The sequence below is a fragment of the Sphingopyxis sp. genome (assembly GCF_016463645.1).
Classification (GTDB): Bacteria; Pseudomonadota; Alphaproteobacteria; order Sphingomonadales; family Sphingomonadaceae; genus Sphingopyxis.
In genome coordinates this window covers 1-14402 of sequence record NZ_JAEMQX010000094.1, presented here as the reverse complement: position 1 = coordinate 14402, position 14402 = coordinate 1, and the positions used below count along the sequence as shown (strand labels likewise).

Annotated in this window: 17 protein-coding genes and 1 pseudogene; 5 read left to right on the top strand and 13 right to left on the bottom strand. The window is 66.9% G+C overall.

Annotated features, from left to right (window positions below):
• Positions 1–119 precede the first annotated feature (119 nt).
• The 5 genes from flgK (at position 120) to JHC57_RS16410 (ending at position 5374) form a co-directional block, all read left to right on the top strand.
• Complete coding sequence (flgK, locus tag JHC57_RS16430; protein ID WP_294031309.1) at positions 120–1445, top strand: flagellar hook-associated protein FlgK; 1326 nt, start codon at positions 120–122, stop codon at positions 1443–1445.
• A gap of 15 nt (positions 1446–1460) precedes the next feature.
• Positions 1461–2291 (top strand): flagellin, encoded by an 831-nt coding sequence (locus tag JHC57_RS16425; protein WP_294031307.1) that lies wholly within the window; start codon positions 1461–1463, stop codon positions 2289–2291.
• 102 nt (positions 2292–2393) lie between these two features.
• On the top strand, positions 2394–3257 hold the full coding sequence (gene motA / locus JHC57_RS16420) for a flagellar motor stator protein MotA (protein ID WP_294031306.1): 864 nt from the start codon (positions 2394–2396) through the stop codon (positions 3255–3257).
• Positions 3257–4120 carry a flagellar motor protein MotB gene (locus tag JHC57_RS16415; RefSeq protein ID WP_294031304.1) on the top strand — a complete coding sequence of 288 codons (864 nt, stop codon included), beginning with the start codon at positions 3257–3259 and terminating at the stop codon, positions 4118–4120. Before motA ends, JHC57_RS16415 begins: the two co-directional genes overlap by 1 nt.
• A gap of 180 nt (positions 4121–4300) precedes the next feature.
• Positions 4301–5374 carry a sigma-54 dependent transcriptional regulator gene (locus JHC57_RS16410; protein ID WP_294031302.1) on the top strand — a complete coding sequence of 358 codons (1074 nt, stop codon included), beginning with the start codon at positions 4301–4303 and terminating at the stop codon, positions 5372–5374.
• A gap of 189 nt (positions 5375–5563) precedes the next feature.
• On the opposite strand, the gene JHC57_RS16405 is transcribed toward JHC57_RS16410, so the two are convergent.
• From JHC57_RS16405 to fliI, 13 genes and pseudogenes are all read right to left on the bottom strand, one after another.
• Positions 5564–5953: a flagellar export chaperone FliS gene (locus tag JHC57_RS16405; RefSeq protein WP_294031301.1), complete on the bottom strand. Its 390-nt coding sequence runs from the start codon at positions 5951–5953 to the stop codon at positions 5564–5566.
• A 23-nt stretch (positions 5954–5976) separates the two neighbouring features.
• Positions 5977–7347, bottom strand: coding sequence for a flagellar filament capping protein FliD (fliD, locus tag JHC57_RS16400; protein WP_294031299.1), 1371 nt, complete (start codon positions 7345–7347; stop codon positions 5977–5979).
• Positions 7348–7391: 44 nt separating this feature from the next.
• Complete coding sequence (locus tag JHC57_RS16395; RefSeq protein ID WP_294031298.1) at positions 7392–8531, bottom strand: flagellar biosynthesis protein FlhB; 1140 nt, start codon at positions 8529–8531, stop codon at positions 7392–7394.
• A gap of 3 nt (positions 8532–8534) precedes the next feature.
• On the bottom strand, positions 8535–9314 hold the full coding sequence (gene fliR / locus JHC57_RS16390) for a flagellar biosynthetic protein FliR (protein ID WP_294031297.1): 780 nt from the start codon (positions 9312–9314) through the stop codon (positions 8535–8537).
• A 6-nt stretch (positions 9315–9320) separates the two neighbouring features.
• Complete coding sequence (locus JHC57_RS16385; RefSeq protein ID WP_037557392.1) at positions 9321–9590, bottom strand: flagellar biosynthetic protein FliQ; 270 nt, start codon at positions 9588–9590, stop codon at positions 9321–9323.
• A 4-nt stretch (positions 9591–9594) separates the two neighbouring features.
• The gene (gene fliP / locus JHC57_RS16380; RefSeq protein ID WP_294031293.1) at positions 9595–10365 is read right to left on the bottom strand and encodes a flagellar type III secretion system pore protein FliP; all 771 of its coding nucleotides are present in this window, start codon (positions 10363–10365) and stop codon (positions 9595–9597) included.
• Positions 10355–10633, bottom strand: coding sequence for a flagellar biosynthetic protein FliO (locus JHC57_RS16375; protein ID WP_294031291.1), 279 nt, complete (start codon positions 10631–10633; stop codon positions 10355–10357). The genes fliP and JHC57_RS16375 overlap by 11 nt, the downstream gene beginning before the upstream one ends.
• Positions 10633–10965 carry a flagellar motor switch protein FliN gene (gene fliN / locus JHC57_RS16370; RefSeq protein ID WP_294031290.1) on the bottom strand — a complete coding sequence of 111 codons (333 nt, stop codon included), beginning with the start codon at positions 10963–10965 and terminating at the stop codon, positions 10633–10635. The genes JHC57_RS16375 and fliN overlap by 1 nt, the downstream gene beginning before the upstream one ends.
• Positions 10958–11914: a FliM/FliN family flagellar motor switch protein gene (locus JHC57_RS16365; RefSeq protein ID WP_294031288.1), complete on the bottom strand. Its 957-nt coding sequence runs from the start codon at positions 11912–11914 to the stop codon at positions 10958–10960. The genes fliN and JHC57_RS16365 overlap by 8 nt, the downstream gene beginning before the upstream one ends.
• The gene (locus JHC57_RS16360) at positions 11911–12516 is read right to left on the bottom strand and encodes a flagellar basal body-associated protein FliL (protein WP_294031287.1); all 606 of its coding nucleotides are present in this window, start codon (positions 12514–12516) and stop codon (positions 11911–11913) included. Before JHC57_RS16360 ends, JHC57_RS16365 begins: the two co-directional genes overlap by 4 nt.
• Before the next feature lie 17 nt (positions 12517–12533).
• Positions 12534–13685 (bottom strand): flagellar hook-length control protein FliK, encoded by a 1152-nt coding sequence (locus JHC57_RS16355; RefSeq protein ID WP_294031285.1) that lies wholly within the window; start codon positions 13683–13685, stop codon positions 12534–12536.
• Positions 13682–14128, bottom strand: a complete 447-nt coding sequence (locus JHC57_RS16350) for a hypothetical protein (RefSeq protein ID WP_294031283.1) — start codon at positions 14126–14128, stop codon at positions 13682–13684. Before JHC57_RS16350 ends, JHC57_RS16355 begins: the two co-directional genes overlap by 4 nt.
• Positions 14125–14402, bottom strand: a pseudogene (fliI, locus tag JHC57_RS16345) (flagellum-specific ATP synthase FliI); the annotation flags it as partial. The pseudogene fliI and the gene JHC57_RS16350, both read right to left, overlap by 4 nt.

Sequence of the window (14402 nt, the reverse complement as noted above, 5' to 3'; positions counted from 1 at the left end):
GACGCGCGCACCGCCGACAGCCTTGCCGCGATGCGCCAGTTCGGCATCGCCGACATGGTCGAGCGGCAGTTCCGCGGCCAGCTCGGCGGGCTCGCCGCTCGCTCCGGGGGAGGCGTGCAATGAGCGACCTGCTCGGTATCGGCTATAGCGGGCTCAAGGCCTATTCGCGCGCGCTGGCGACGGTGGGCGACAATATCGCCAACGCCCAGACGCCCGGATATGCGCGGCGCCGGCTCGAAATGATGGAGGCCGTCGGCGGTGGCAACTCGATCTTCTATCGCGGCAATACCAACCCCGGCGGTGTCGACATCCGCGGGATCGACCGCTCGGTCGATCAGTGGTTGATCGAGGATTCGCGGATCACTTCGGGCGATGCCGAACGCTCGGCGACGAAGCTTTCGTGGCTCGACAAGGTCGAGGGCGCGCTGAGCGACGAGACCAACGGCATCAAGACCGGCCTCACCAGGCTCTATACCACCGCCGACCAGCTGACCTCCGATCCGTCGAACCGCACGTTGCGCAGTCAGTTCCTGCAGTCGGTCGATGATATCGCGTCGGGCTTCCGCACCGCCGCGAACCAGCTCGACAAGATGGGCGAGGGGATCGAGGGCGCGGCGGCGAGCGAGGTCGATCAGTTCAACGCCGACCTCAATGCGCTCGAACAGATCAATGTCGGTTTGCGCAAGGCGCGACCGGGTTCGACGAACGAAGCAAGCCTGCTCGACGAACGCGACCGGCTGCTCGACAAATTGTCGTCGCAAGCGGGCGTCAGCACGAGTTTCGACAACAATGGCGCGGTGACGCTGCGCGCCGCCGGATCGGGCGACCTGCTGGTCGGTGGCGGTGTGGTGAACCCGATTTCGGTCACCGCGGCGCCCGACGGTCGCCTGTCGTACAGCGTCGGCGGTTCGCCGCTCGCGATCTCGACCGGTTCGCTCGCGGGTCTTGCCGAGGGCGCGAACCACGTCGCCGATCAGCGCGTGGCGCTCGACACGCTCGCGACCGACTTCGCGAACCAGCTCAACGCCGCGCATCAGGCGGGCACCGACGCCAACGGCAATCCGGGCCAGCCGCTGCTCACCGGTACCAGCGCCGCGACGCTGACCGCCGCGGCACTCGCGCCCGACGAGGTTGCGGTGGCGAACGCGTCGGGCAGCAACGGCAATATGCTCGCGCTCGGCGCGATGCGCGGTGCGAATGATCCCGAAGCGCGCTGGTCGGGTCATATGGCGTCGCAGGCGCAGACGGTCGCATCGGCGCGTGCGCAGGATGCCGCGGCGGCGACGCGCGCCGACGCGGCTGCGGCCGCGCGAGATGGCGTCAGCCAGGTCGATCTCGATACCGAAGCTGCCGAACTTCTCCGCTTCCAGCAGGCCTATTCGGCGGCCGCGCGTACGATCCAGGTCGCGCGCGAGACCATGCAGACATTGCTCAGCTCGCTTTAGGAAAGGATCAGGATCATGATCAACGCCGTGGGCAATCGCATGACGCGCGAAATCGCGCGCCAGCAGAAACTCGCCGACGCGCTCGAGCGGACGCAGATCCAGATTTCGGGCGGCAAGAAGCTGCTGCGCATGTCCGACGATCCGGTCGCGGCGCGGCGGATCGCGACGATCGGCACGACGCAGGCGAGCATGACGGCCTGGTCGTCGAACGTCAACGCGGCCTCGGCGCTCGTGTCGCAAGCCGACGGCGTAATGAAATCGGTGAGCGACCTGATGTCGCGCGCGCGCGAACTGACGCTCGCCGCCACGAGCGATACGGCGAATCCCGCCGACCGTGCCACGATTGCCGCCGAACTCGGGACGATCGCCGACGAGCTCGACTCGCTGGCGGCGACCCGCGATTCGAACGGCGAGCCCTTGTTCGCCGCCGGCGCCGCGCGCGTGATGCGTTTCGATTCGGACGTCACCTTCGCGCCCGTGCCGTCGGCGGCCGATGTTTTCGTCGTCGGCGGCAACAGCCTGTCGACGGGCATTCGCGATGCCGCGGCGGCGGTCGCGGCGAACGACAAGGTGGGTATGAACGCGTCGCTCGGCGTGCTCGATACCGCGATCAGCCACGTCGCCGACGAACATGCCAAGATCGGCCTTGCGGGCGGACGGCTCGACCGTGTCGGCGACGGGCTCGCGGCGCGCGGAATCACGCTCAAGGACGAGCGATCGGATGTCGAGGACACCAATCTCGAGGAGGCGATCGCGTCGCTCCACGCCCAGGATCTGACGCTGCAGGCGGCGCAGGCGGCCTTTGCGAAGATCAACCGCCAGACCTTGTTCGATATTTTGAGCTGACGGCCCTCAATCTTGGGGCGGCGCTGCCGTTAATCATCAAGACGTCCCTGAAGCTACGGGGGCCGGCCTCGACAGCCGGGTCCCGAATGGAGTTGCTCGCACATGTTTCCCGTCGTCGGCATCGTGGTTCTCATCCTGCTGGTCTTCGGGGGCTTCGCGCTGACGGGCGGCAACCTCGGCCCGGTCATGCATGCGCTGCCGCACGAGATGCTGATCATCGGCGGTGCCGCGCTGGGATCGCTGATCATCGGCAATTCGGGCGCCGATCTGAAGGCGCTCGCCGGCGGGCTCGGCAAGGTGTTCAAGGGACCGCAGTACAGGAAGCAGGACTATCTCGACTGCATCCTGCTCGTCTCGACGCTGATGAAGATGATGCGCACCGAAGGACCCGTCGCGGTCGAACCGCATATCGAGGATCCGAAGAGTTCGACGATCTTCCAGCAATATCCGAAGCTCCTGAAGGACGACACGCTCGTCCACCTGATCTGCGATACGCTGCGCCTTGTCGTCGTGTCGTCGGGCACGCTCGATCCGCACGCGGTCGAGGAAGTGATGGACAATGCGCTGAAGAGCCACAATCACCACAGCATGAAACCCGCCGAGGGGCTGCAGAGCCTCGCCGACGCGCTTCCCGCTCTGGGCATCGTCGCCGCGGTGCTCGGCGTCGTGAAGACGATGGGCTCGATCGACAAGCCGCCGGCGATCCTCGGTGCGATGATCGGCTCGGCGCTTGTGGGCACCTTCCTCGGCGTGCTCCTCGCCTATGGGCTCGTCGGTCCGTTCGCGACGCGCGCCAAGGCGGTGATCGAAAGCGACAACGCCATCTATCACACGGTGAAGCAGCTGATCATCGCCTCGCTCCACGGTCATCCGCAGCCGCTGGTGATCGAGGCGGCGCGTTCGGGCGTCGACCATGCCAATCAGCCGAGCTTCGCGGAAGTCTTTGACGGAATGCGGGGCCGCTGATGGCCGTTCGCCCGAACACCCCGCCACGGCCGATCATCGTCAAGAAGGTGATCCAGGAATCGCACGGCGGCCATCATGGCGGCGCGTGGAAGGTCGCCTATGCCGACTTCGTGACCGCGATGATGGCCTTCTTCCTCCTGATGTGGCTGCTCGGCGCGACGAACGAGGCGCAGCGCAAGGCGCTCGCCGACTATTTCGCGCCGACGATCGTGCAGACGAAAACCGAGACCGCGGGATCGACCGGCCTGTTCGGGGGCGATTCGCTGGTGGCGGCGGACCGCTATCCGCATGGCGCCGCGCAGACGGGCACGCGCGCGATGACGATCCCGCGCGACGCGGTCGGCGGCCCGCGCGAGGCGTCGGGGCGCGAGCGCGAAGCCGAATCGAAGAAGTTCAACCTGCTTGCGCAGTCGCTGAAGGAGCGGCTCCAGAGTCAGGCCGACCTCAAACGCCTCGCACGCAATCTGCGCTTCACCGAAACGCTGGAGGGGTTGCGCATCGACATCGTCGACGATGCCGACGTCTCGATGTTCGCGATCGGCACCAGCCAGCTGACCCCGTCCGGTGCGAAGCTGTTCGCCGAGGTCGCGACCCTGATCGCCGAAGTGCCCAACCGGGTGATGATTCGCGGGCACACCGATGCCGCGCCCTGGTCCGCGAAGTCGGGCACCAACAACTGGCGCCTGTCGGTCGACCGCGCCGAGGTCACGCGCCACTATCTCGCGTTCCGTGGCATCGCATCGGAGCGGTTCGCGCGAATCGAAGGGGTCGCCGATCGCGAACCCTATGTCCCTTCCGACCGATTCGATCCGCGCAATCGCCGCATCTCGATCACCTTGGGCTGGCGCGACGGCGACAATTAGCGCCAGTCTGGCAGCATATCGGGAATGGTTAACGCGTTTGCGCCATCAATACTTCCAGTTTGGTAATATCACTTTGTTTTGAATGACTTAGTGACCACGAGATAAGCTTTTGTTTACCAGTTTCGTCAATTCCTGAGTCCATCGAAGGGGCACCGAGCGGGCGGTGCGGTGGAGACTGAAATGACTGTGGGGCAGAATAACAATGCAGCGCTCGAAGCGCTGATCATCGGCACGAGCGTGGCAGCTTGCCGGCTGCGCGAGATGATCCGCCGCGTGGCGCGCTCGAACGCTTCGGTGATGCTCTGCGGCCCGTCGGGCTCGGGCAAGGAACTGGTCGCCCGCGCGATCCACGACGAGGGCGTCCGTGCCGGAAAGGCCTTTTCGGCGATCAATTGCGGCGCGATCCCCGGCGAACTCATCGAATCCGAACTGTTCGGACATGAAAAGGGCAGCTTCACCGGCGCCCATGCCCGCCGCATCGGCCATTTCGAAGCAAGCGAGGGTGGCACGCTCTTCCTCGACGAAATCGGCGACATGCGTTTCGACATGCAGGTCAAACTGCTCCGCGTGCTCGAGGACCGGACGATCGTCCGCGTCGGCAGCAGCGAGGTCAAGGCCGTCGACGTCCGCGTCATTTCGGCGACCCATCAGGATCTCGGCGCTGCGATCGCCGAAGGCAAATTCCGCGAAGACCTGTTCTTCCGGCTCGGCGTGGTTGTGCTCCAGGTCCCCAGCCTTGCCAGCCGCGCCGAGGATATTCCGGCGCTCGTCCGCCACTTCCAGCGGCAGATGCCCGCCGACGCCAAATGCCGCTACGATGAGGCCGCGATGGCGCTTCTCATGCAGCACCGTTGGCCGGGCAATGTCCGCGAACTTCGCAATTTCGTCGAACGCGCCAGCGTTCTCCATGGTGGCGAGACGCTCGGCGCCGACGATGTCGCGATGCTTTTGAACCCCACCGCAGGGCTTGCGCCGCGGCAGGCTGTCTCCGGCAGCCCCGCCGCGGTGCAGGCCGGCGCGGAAGACTTCGCCGCCACGCCTTTCGCTTCGGCCGCGCCGCAGGCCAAGACGCCGGCGCCTGGCCGTCCGATCGATCTGAAGCGCGAGATCGAGACGATCGAGCTCGAACAGATCCACGTCGCGCTCGACCTTGCCGACGGCATCATTTCGGAAGCGGCGCGCCTGCTGACGCTGAAGCGCACCACGCTCATCGAAAAGATGCGCAAATATGGCGTCCACCAGCAGGCCGCCTGACCGGCCGCGATACGAGTTTCAGCACCCGCTGAAAAAAGGGGGCTCTGGTCCGCTCCCGCACCACCCGGCCGCCCGTCCCCACCTTGGGCGGCCGGGTTACCCGGCGGGCTCTTCGAATAAGCGACAACGGCCCGCCCTTCGTGCGAAGGGGCGGGCCGTTTGCCATATCCGGGATCAGGGCCGCCGCCTTCAGCGAAGCTGGCGCCACGCGGCGCTGATCGTCAGGATTCCCTCGAGCAGTTCGGCGAGCGCTTCGGCGCTGTTCGCGGCGACCGCGTCGTCGAGCTTGCGTCGCATGCTGCGATAGACGCGCGACAACGCCGTCGCGACATCGCCGCCCTTGTCACGGTCGAGATTGACGTCGAGCCCGATCAGGATCGCGCGCGCGCGATGCGCGGGCTCGGTCGCCGAAATGCGCTGGCCCTGCCGTACCATCGCGCCCAGTACGCCGACGGCGGTTTCCAGCTCGTCGTAAAGCATGGTGACCAGTTCGACGGGGTCGGCAGCCGCGGCGCGGCTTTCATTCTGCAATCGGCGATAAAGCCCGGTCGCCCGGACGGTCGAGGCGGTAGCGGTCACGGCGGTGGTCCCCAAACTCTATATTAGTCGTCACCCTGGTTCGACCAGAGCTTGATCTGTTGTTCGAGATAGGTTTGCGTCGCCTTGAACGAGGCGAGCCTCGCTTCGAGGGAGCCATATTGCTTCTCGAGCCGCTTCTTGTAGGCCTCCTCGCGTTCCTCGATCTTCTCGAGCTGCTCGGCGAGGTTTTCCTGTTTCTCGGTCAGCGATTTCGATACGCGGTCGATCGCGCCGTTGACGCCGACGGCCTTGTCGCGGATCGCGTCGAGCGCGAAAGCGATACCGGGATCGCTCTGCTCGGTATGCGTCGCGTCGCGGCGCGGGTTGAAAAGCGCCTCGACCGCGCCGGCATCGGATGCGAGCACCTTGTCGAGCTTGGCGTTGTCGACCGTCAGCAGCCCGTCCTTTGTCGACGTGATGCCGATGTCGGACAATTTGTTGATACTGCCGTGGCTTGAAATCACCTTGTGGAGCAGCCCCGACAATTCGCGCTCGAGTTCGCGGAGCGAAGTGGTCGGCCCCGACATGCTCGATGCCGCGACGAGGCTTTTCTTGAGCTGGTTGTACACCGCGACGAAATCGCCGACGGTCTGCTTGATCATGTCGAGTGGGCGGCTCGCGCCGATGTCGACCGGCTGCCCGGGCGCCGCCTTCTTGAGCGTCAGTGACATGCCGGGGACGACGTCGTCGATGATGTTGGTCGCGCGGCTGAAGGCGACGCCGTCGATCGTGAATTCGGCGTTGGTGGCGCTCTGGCCCTGCGTCATGCCGCCGCCCGTCGCAAAGGCCGCGAGGCCGGGGTCGGCACCGGCGTCGGCGGTCAGGGTAAAGGCGCCCGCCTCGCCCGTCGGGCCTTTCAGGATCAGCCGATGGCCGCCTTCGTCGGCGATGATCGATGCGGTGACCCCGGCGCCGCTGGCGTTGATCGCCTTGGCGAGCCCGTCGAGGCTGTTGTTGGTCGCGCCGATCGTGATCGTCTTGGCGACGCCGCCGACGGTCAGCGTCATCGTGCCGGCACCGATCGCGGCCGCCTTGTCGGCGACGACGGCGGAATAATCGGTCTGCGCGCGCGCGAGCTGGTTTACGACGACCGTTGCGGCAAAGCTGTCGGCCGACAGGCCCGCGCGGCTGGTGGCGCCGAGCACGCTGTCGTCGGAGACGGTCGGCGTGCTGCGCAGCGTCCCGTCATCGACCATCTGGCTCAGCGAATCGGCGAAACCGTCGAGGTCCGAGCGTGCCTGCGCCAGCGCGCTGATCCGCGTCTGGTTCGCCTGGGTGAGCTGGGCCATGCGCTGGATCTTGGGATCGCGCGAGGCATTCGACAGATCGGTGACGAGCTGTTTGATGTCGATACCCGACCCGAAGCCGAGGCTGTTGGCGATTGAGCTGACCATGGCAAATATCCTTCGCACTGCTTAACGGCGGCGCGCGGACAAGATTAAGCCTGGCGACGTCCTTCGGGGTCGAAACGATGCGAGGGCGGCACGTCGACCGCGGGCTGGTTGAGGCCGTCGGCGACCGCGCGCTCGAGCTGGAAGACGAAGGCGAGCACGGTCGCGACCGCGACGAACAATTCCTCGGGGATCACGCGGCCCGCGCGCGCGGTGAAATAGATGGCGCGGGTCAGCTGTGGATATTCGAGCATCGGGACGTTGGCGGTCCGCGCCAGCTCGCGAATCGACAGCGCGACGTCGCCCCGCCCGCGCGCGACGACGACCGGGGCGGCGTCGGTTCCGGGACGATAGCGGAGCGCGACCGAAAAATGCGTCGGGTTGGTCAGGACGACGGTCGCCTCCGACACCGCCTTGCGCGCCGATCCGCTCAAAATCTCGTGCGCGCGCTGGCGCTGCGCCTGCTTGAGTTCGGGGGCGCCGTCGGACTGGCGCATCTCTTCCTTGATCTCCTGCTTGCTCATCATCAGCCGTTTGTTGCGCTGGAACCATTGCACCGGCACGTCGATCAGCGCGATGACGACCAGCCCGCCGGCGAGCGTCAGCATCGCATGGCCGATCGCCTTGCCCGCCAGGCCGATCGCGCCGATGAGGTCGGTCGACGCCATCGTCATGATCGCGGGCAGGCTGTTCCGGACCAGCCAGTAACCGATCGTCCCGAGCAGCAGGACTTTCGCAAGCGCCTTGCCGAGCTCGGTTGCCCCCTGCATCCCGAACATGCGCTTGAGCCCGCTCATCGGATTGATCCGGTTGCCCTTGAAGTGAAGCGCCTTGCCGCGCCAGCCGATCGAGCCGAGCATCGCCGGGCCCGCGACGGCGGCACCGAGCGCGAGGGCGAACAGGCTCGCGAGCGGCAGCAAGATCTCGACGCCGTTGCGCATCAGCGCCTCGGCGGGCGCGAAATCGGCGACGTCGGCGGCGGTCAGCGTCAGCCCGCGGCGCACGAGGTCGCCCGCCGACTGGACGAACCAGCCGCCCGCGGCGACGATCCAGCCCGCGGCGGCGAGCATCATCAGCGCGGTCGCCAGCTCGCGCGACATCAGCACATCGCCTTCGCGCGCCGAATCGGCGAGCTTCTTCGCCGTCGGCTGTTCGGTCTTCTGGTCCTTGTCGCTGCCTTCCGCCATCGCTCAGATCCCGGCCACCATGCGCGCGGCCTCGAGCGCGTCCGACAGGATATGCGCGACCGCTTCGGCCATCGCCGGGGTGGCGACGCCGAGCAGGACGATCCCGGCGAGCAGCGTCGCCGGAATGCCGACCGCGAACAGGTTGAGCGCCGGCGCCGAGCGGCCGATCACGCCCATGATGATCTGGACGAGGATCAGCACGAAGCCGACGGGCATCGCGATGGTGAGGCCCGCGGCGAACATCAGGCTGCCGAAACGGATCACGCCGCCGATCGCGTTCCACGAAGGAAAGGCGTTGCCGGGGGGCAGCGCGGTATAGCTGTCGACGATGATGTCGATCAGCACGAGATGGCCGTCGGCGGCGAGGAAGAGCGCGGTTGCCATCATCGACAGGAACTGGCCGATGGCGGAACTCGACGCACCGCTCAGCGGATCGACCATCGACGCGAAACCGAGGCCCATCGCGTTGCTGATCACCTCGCCCGCGAGCAGCGCGGCGGCGAGCCCCATCTGGAGCACGAAGCCGATCGCGAGGCCGATCACCGCCTCGCCGATGATGAGGAAAAAGCCCGGGACCGACACAATGCCCTCGGGCGGGAGCGCCATGCCCGACGCGGCGACCGCGGGCACCCCGACCGCGAGCGCGATCACGAGCCGCAGCTGCACCGGCACGTTCGACGCGCCGAACACCGGCGCGGCGATGAACGCGGCACCGGGGCGGATCATCCCCAGCATCCACAGCTGGAGCATCGCCTCGATATTCGGGATGTCGGCGGGATTCATCTGGCCCTAGCGGACGAGCGCCGGGATTTGCGCGAACAGCTCGCGGGTGAAATCGGTGAGCAGCACGAGGATGCTGCCGCCGAAGATCGCGAGGCAGATCGCCGCGACGATCAGCTTGGGCACGAAGGTCAGCGTCTGTTCGTTGATCGACGTCGCCGCCTGCACCATGCCGAGCAGCACGCCGATGACGAGCACCGGAAGCAGCAGCGGTGCCGAGGCGAGCGCGAGGATCCACAGCGACTGCTGCGCGACCCCGATGAAATAGTCGGCCTCCATCCCGCTAACTTACGAATGAGGAGGCGAGCGATCCCATCGTCAGCGCCCAGCCGTCGACGAGAACGAAGAGCAGCAGCTTGAACGGCATCGATATGATCGTCGGCGACAGCATCATCATGCCGAGCGACATCAAGGCCGAGGCGACGATCAGGTCGATGACGAGGAAGGGCAGGAAGATAAGGAAACCGATCTGGAACGCGGTCTTGAGCTCGCTGGTGACGAAAGCGGGCAGCAGGATCGAGAAGGGCACGTCCTTCGGACTCGCATAGCTCGGCGCCTTGGCGATCTTGGCGAACATCATCAGGTCGGTCTTGCGCGTCTGCTTCATCATGAAGCCGTGGAGCGCGTCACCCGAGCGCGATACTGCCTCGCCGATGTCGATCTGTTCCTGGCCATAGGGGGTGATCGCGACGCGGTTCACCTCGCTGATCACCGGCTGCATCACGAACAGCGAGAGAAAGAGGCTGAGGCCCACGAGCACCTGGTTCGGCGGGGTCTGTTGCAACCCGAGCGCGTGGCGCAGGATCGACAGGACGATGATGATGCGCGTGAAGCTCGTCATCATCAGAAGCAGCGACGGCAGCACCGTCAGCAGGCTCATCAGAACGAGGATCTGGAGCGACAGGCTCAATGGCCGGCCGTCGCCGCCGATCTCGCTCACCGCACGATTGAGGCCGTCGGTTGCCTGCGCAAATGCCGCAGGGGCAGCGCAGAGCAGCGCGGCACCGCCGGCGAGCGCCGCGGCGCGCAGCCAGAAACGGCGATCAGTCGGCATGGAAATCGCCCTGGCTGTCGTCGGCGATGCGGGTGATGCCATTGCGCGACACCGCGATCAGCACGCGCTGCCCCGCGAATTCGACGACCGCGAGCTTCGATCCCGGGCCGAGCGGCAGCACGTCGATCATTTCGACCGCGCGCGATTTGGTCGCGCCGCCGACGAGCGGCACGCCCATCTGGACGCGCTTCCACAGCCAGAGGCTGCCCCACGCCATGCCGCCGACGAGCGGCAGCAGGATGAGCAGGCGAAGGATATATTCGAACATCAGCCTCTCCGCTCGAAACCTTCGAGCCCGCGCGCGGGCGCAACGACTTCGGCGACCTGGATGCCATAACGGCCGTCGACGCTGACGATCTCGCCCTTGGCGATCAGGGTGCCGTTGGCATAGATGTCGAGAAGGTCGGTCGCGGCACGATCGAGTTCGATCACGCTGCCTTCGCCGAGCGCGAGCAGTTCGGAAAGCGTCATCGACGTCGACCCCACCTCGACCGACACGCGCAGCGAGACGCCGGCGAGCAGGTCGAAATTGGGGGCGGCGGCGATGCTCTTGTCACGCCGGTCGGCGCGCGCCTTCGGGGCGTCGGCGATATCAGTCATTGTCCGGTCCTTTTTCGATATGTTCGATCATGATCGCGGCGTTGCCATTGGCCTCGCCGATGCTGCCGAGCGCGAAGCTGCGCCCGGCGACGGTCACCGGCACATGGCGCGGCATGGTGAGCGGGATGATGTCGCCGACTTCGAGCGCGAGCAGCTTGACGAGGCTGATCTCGGGACGCGCGAGGACCGAGCGGACGGGCATGCGGACGTCGCGCAGCGCCTTGTCGAGCGCGCCGGCCCATGCCGGATCGGCGGCGCCGGCACCGGCGCCCTGCGCTTCGGGGAGGAGCTCGTCGCCCGCGACGCCGCGCAGCGCGGCGACCGGATAGGCGCACATGATCGTCCGCCCCTCGAACGGCGCGCCGCGCAGCTTGAAACGCTGGACGAACAATTCGTCGTCGGCGCGGACCGCGGCGAGTTTCGCCGGGTCGCCGGTGACACAGTCGAGTTCGGGTTCGATCGCGAGCTTGCCGCGCCAGGCGGCGGCGAGCTGCATCCCGATGTCGCGGCCGAGGCGGGCCGCGAAGCGCTCTTCGGCATCGGTCAGCTCTTCGCGTTCGGCGGCGAGCTTGCCCTGGCCGCCATAGAAGATGTCGACAAGCTGGAGCAGCAGCGCGCGCGATCCCGCGAGCAGCACCGGCCCCTTGAGCGGCGGTGCGTGATAGCGCCAGAAGATCGCCGGGGCGGCCGCGGCGCTCCACTCGGCAAAGCTCATCTGCTCGGCGCCCGCGCGTTCGATCTGGATCGCCGGAGCACCGAGGGCGCGGACGAGGTCGCGCAAGCTGCGCGTGAACTGGCTCGCCACGCCCTCGAGCGCGGGAAAGGCATAGCCGTCCGCGGCCTTGCGCAGCAGCAGGGATTCTTTCGTATCCGCAGGCGCGGCCGCCGCTGCGGGTGCAGGGGCGGCCGGTGCCTTCACGGCTTTGACGGTTTTGGCGCTGGCAGTCACTGAATCACCAGGCTCGTGAAATATACATTGTCGATGCCCCCGAAACCTTCCTTGTCGCGCAGCACATCGTTGATCGAGGCCGTCAACTGGCGTTGAAGCCTCTGTTTCCCCTGTGATGTGGAGAGCAACCCCGGATCCTGTTCGGCGAGCACCATAAGCACGGCCGAACGGATCGGAACAGCCTGCCGTTTGATATTATTGATAACCTTGCCGTCGTAGAAGGTCGAAAGGCTGATACCGACCTGCAGGAACCCCGACCCGTCGGCGAGGTTCGTCGTGAAGCTGTCGGCGATCGGATAATAGGTGATCTCATATTTCTTGGGATCGACCTTATATTTGTCATTCGGGACCGACACGGTGCCGACCTTCGGCGGCGCTTCCTTGTCTTCGCCCTCGGCGGCGGGTTCAGGATCCTCCTTGCTGCGCACGACGAGCTTCGGATAATTATCCTCGGGCTTCGCCTCGTGCGCCGAGAGCGCGCCGAAATAGATACCGGCGCCCGCGCCCGCGCCGATCAGCGCGACGGCGGCGACGCCGATCAGCAGCAGCTTCTTGAACTTGCCCTTCTTCTTGGGGGCGCCTTCGACATTATCCTTGGCCATGATGCGACCCTTTCTGATCAGGCAAAGCGGCCGCGGCGATCCGCGGCGCGCGCTTCGTCACGCGGCTCGGCGCGTTCGGTGGCAGTTTCGATGAGGTGGGCGGTGTCGGGCGCGGCGGCGCGGCCCTGACCCTGACCTTGCGACTGGCGTCCGGTCTCGCCCGGCGTGCAGGTCACTTCGGCGCCGGCGACGCGGACGCCCTGCTGGCGCAATTCTTCGACGAGCCGACCCTGCGCGGCGGTGACGATCGTCGCTGTCGCTTCATGATGCGTGTCCATCTTCAGCGCGACGCCCTCGTCGCCTTGGCGCATCGCGACGTCGAGCCGGCCGAGGTGGCGCGGCATCAGGCGAAAGCTGATGTCGCCGTTGTCCGATCTCGTCGCGGCGATGTCGCGCGCGAGCTGGTCGATCCACGCGCCGTCGCTGTCTAGGTCGAGCACGCGGTCGGCGAGCACGACAGGCGCCGCTGCTTCGGAGATCGTCGCTGCGCCCTGCGCCGCGGGCTGCGCGAAGAGGATCGTCATCGACGGCGCCGCTTCGACGGGCTTGGCGGCAGATGCTTCGGCTCCGGTCAGAATCGGCAGCGGCGCCCTTGCATCGCGCGGGGCTGCGGCGACGGACGCCGGCACGTCGGCGGCGGCCTCGGCCCGAGACGCTTCGACCGGTTTGGCGGGCTTCGCGGCCGCCGGAATGGTGGAGGCCACGGCCACGGCAAGATCGGTTGTCGCGGTGTTGGCGGCGCCGCTTTCTCCGGTTTCCGCCGTACCGACGGCAGCATCGGTTTCGGTTTCGGCCGGTGCCGGCTTGCCGGGGATGGGCGCCGTGCCGGGGGCGCTGCCGCCCAGCGCGTTCAGCAGGGTCGCGGCCAGCGTGGCGGCGTCGGCTTCGGCGGGCTCGGCTTTGACGGTGGGGGCTGCGACGCTGACGGCTGCCTTCGCCGGCGGGGTATCGATCTGCGGCGCCGGGGATTCCGTCGTCAGCGCGGGGTCGATCCTGATCGTCGCGGCCGCATTCGTGACCGGCGCGGCAACGACCGGCGCGGCGGCGAGCAGCTGGTCGAAGCCGCCTTCGCTGCCGCCTTCGGGCAGCTGCCCGATATTGGTGAGGAAGGTGGCGAAACCTGCAGGCATCGCGCCCTGCGGTGTGGGAAGAGGGGGCGCGCTCATCATGACGCACCGCCTTCGATCAGGCGCAGGCGCATCGCGGTGCGCGGGCGGTGCGGGCGGTTCGCGTCGTTGCGGCGTTCCTGCTCGGCCTCGGCCGACTTGCGGCTGCGTTCATAGAGGCGCACCGCCGATTCTTCCTTCGCCATCGCGCTCTGCGCAAGCGCGCCCATTTCGTCGCGGCGCTGGCTCGCATTGCTGAGCGGCGCGGTCAGGCTTTCCTGCGCGATGTCGAGCCGCATCGCGAGTTCGCCGATCGTATTGAGCGCACGACCCGCGACCGCGCCTTTCGCCATCGCCAGATCGACGCGCAGCGTTTCGAGCCGCTTCGCGAGTTCGACGAGATTCGCCAGCTCGCCGTTGGCGCGCGCCAGATTGGCTTCGGCCATCTGATGTTCGACGGAGCGCACGCGGATGATGCGTTTGCGACGTGCGGTACGGGCGTTCATGCGGAATATCCTTCAATCAGGGTCTGGCGGGAAATGTCGAAATCGACCTGCGCCTTGGCAGGCTGCGAAACATAGGCGAGCTGGTCGGCGTGACGGGCGATCGCGATGTCGAGCACCGGGTCGGCGCCGGCGACGTAGGCGCCCATCAGCATCAGATCGCGATTCTCTTCATAGGCCGACCAGAGCTGGCGAAAGCGCGCGGCGGCCGCGGCATGTTCGGGATCGACCGAATCGACCATCGTGCGCGACAGCGAGCGCGCGACGTCGATCGCGG

What these genes read in the sequence shown, in the direction of transcription:
- fliN (WP_294031290.1), bottom strand. Translation starts at nt 10,965, where the DNA reads ATGACTGATATCGCCGACGCCCCGAAGGCGCGCGCCGACCGGCGTGAC.
- fliD (WP_294031299.1), bottom strand. Translation starts at nt 7,347, where the DNA reads ATGGTCAGCTCAATCGCCAACAGCCTCGGCTTCGGGTCGGGTATCGAC.
- JHC57_RS16350 (WP_294031283.1), bottom strand. Translation starts at nt 14,128, where the DNA reads ATGAACGCCCGTACCGCACGTCGCAAACGCATCATCCGCGTGCGCTCC.
- fliP (WP_294031293.1), bottom strand. Translation starts at nt 10,365, where the DNA reads ATGCCGACTGATCGCCGTTTCTGGCTGCGCGCCGCGGCGCTCGCCGGC.
- JHC57_RS16355 (WP_294031285.1), bottom strand. Translation starts at nt 13,685, where the DNA reads ATGATGAGCGCGCCCCCTCTTCCCACACCGCAGGGCGCGATGCCTGCA.
- JHC57_RS16360 (WP_294031287.1), bottom strand. Translation starts at nt 12,516, where the DNA reads ATGGCCAAGGATAATGTCGAAGGCGCCCCCAAGAAGAAGGGCAAGTTC.
- JHC57_RS16375 (WP_294031291.1), bottom strand. Translation starts at nt 10,633, where the DNA reads ATGTTCGAATATATCCTTCGCCTGCTCATCCTGCTGCCGCTCGTCGGC.
- JHC57_RS16395 (WP_294031298.1), bottom strand. Translation starts at nt 8,531, where the DNA reads ATGGCGGAAGGCAGCGACAAGGACCAGAAGACCGAACAGCCGACGGCG.
- motA (WP_294031306.1), top strand. Translation starts at nt 2,394, where the DNA reads ATGTTTCCCGTCGTCGGCATCGTGGTTCTCATCCTGCTGGTCTTCGGG.
- flgK (WP_294031309.1), top strand. Translation starts at nt 120, where the DNA reads ATGAGCGACCTGCTCGGTATCGGCTATAGCGGGCTCAAGGCCTATTCG.
- JHC57_RS16385 (WP_037557392.1), bottom strand. Translation starts at nt 9,590, where the DNA reads ATGGAGGCCGACTATTTCATCGGGGTCGCGCAGCAGTCGCTGTGGATC.
- JHC57_RS16425 (WP_294031307.1), top strand. Translation starts at nt 1,461, where the DNA reads ATGATCAACGCCGTGGGCAATCGCATGACGCGCGAAATCGCGCGCCAG.
- JHC57_RS16410 (WP_294031302.1), top strand. Translation starts at nt 4,301, where the DNA reads ATGACTGTGGGGCAGAATAACAATGCAGCGCTCGAAGCGCTGATCATC.
- JHC57_RS16415 (WP_294031304.1), top strand. Translation starts at nt 3,257, where the DNA reads ATGGCCGTTCGCCCGAACACCCCGCCACGGCCGATCATCGTCAAGAAG.
- fliR (WP_294031297.1), bottom strand. Translation starts at nt 9,314, where the DNA reads ATGAATCCCGCCGACATCCCGAATATCGAGGCGATGCTCCAGCTGTGG.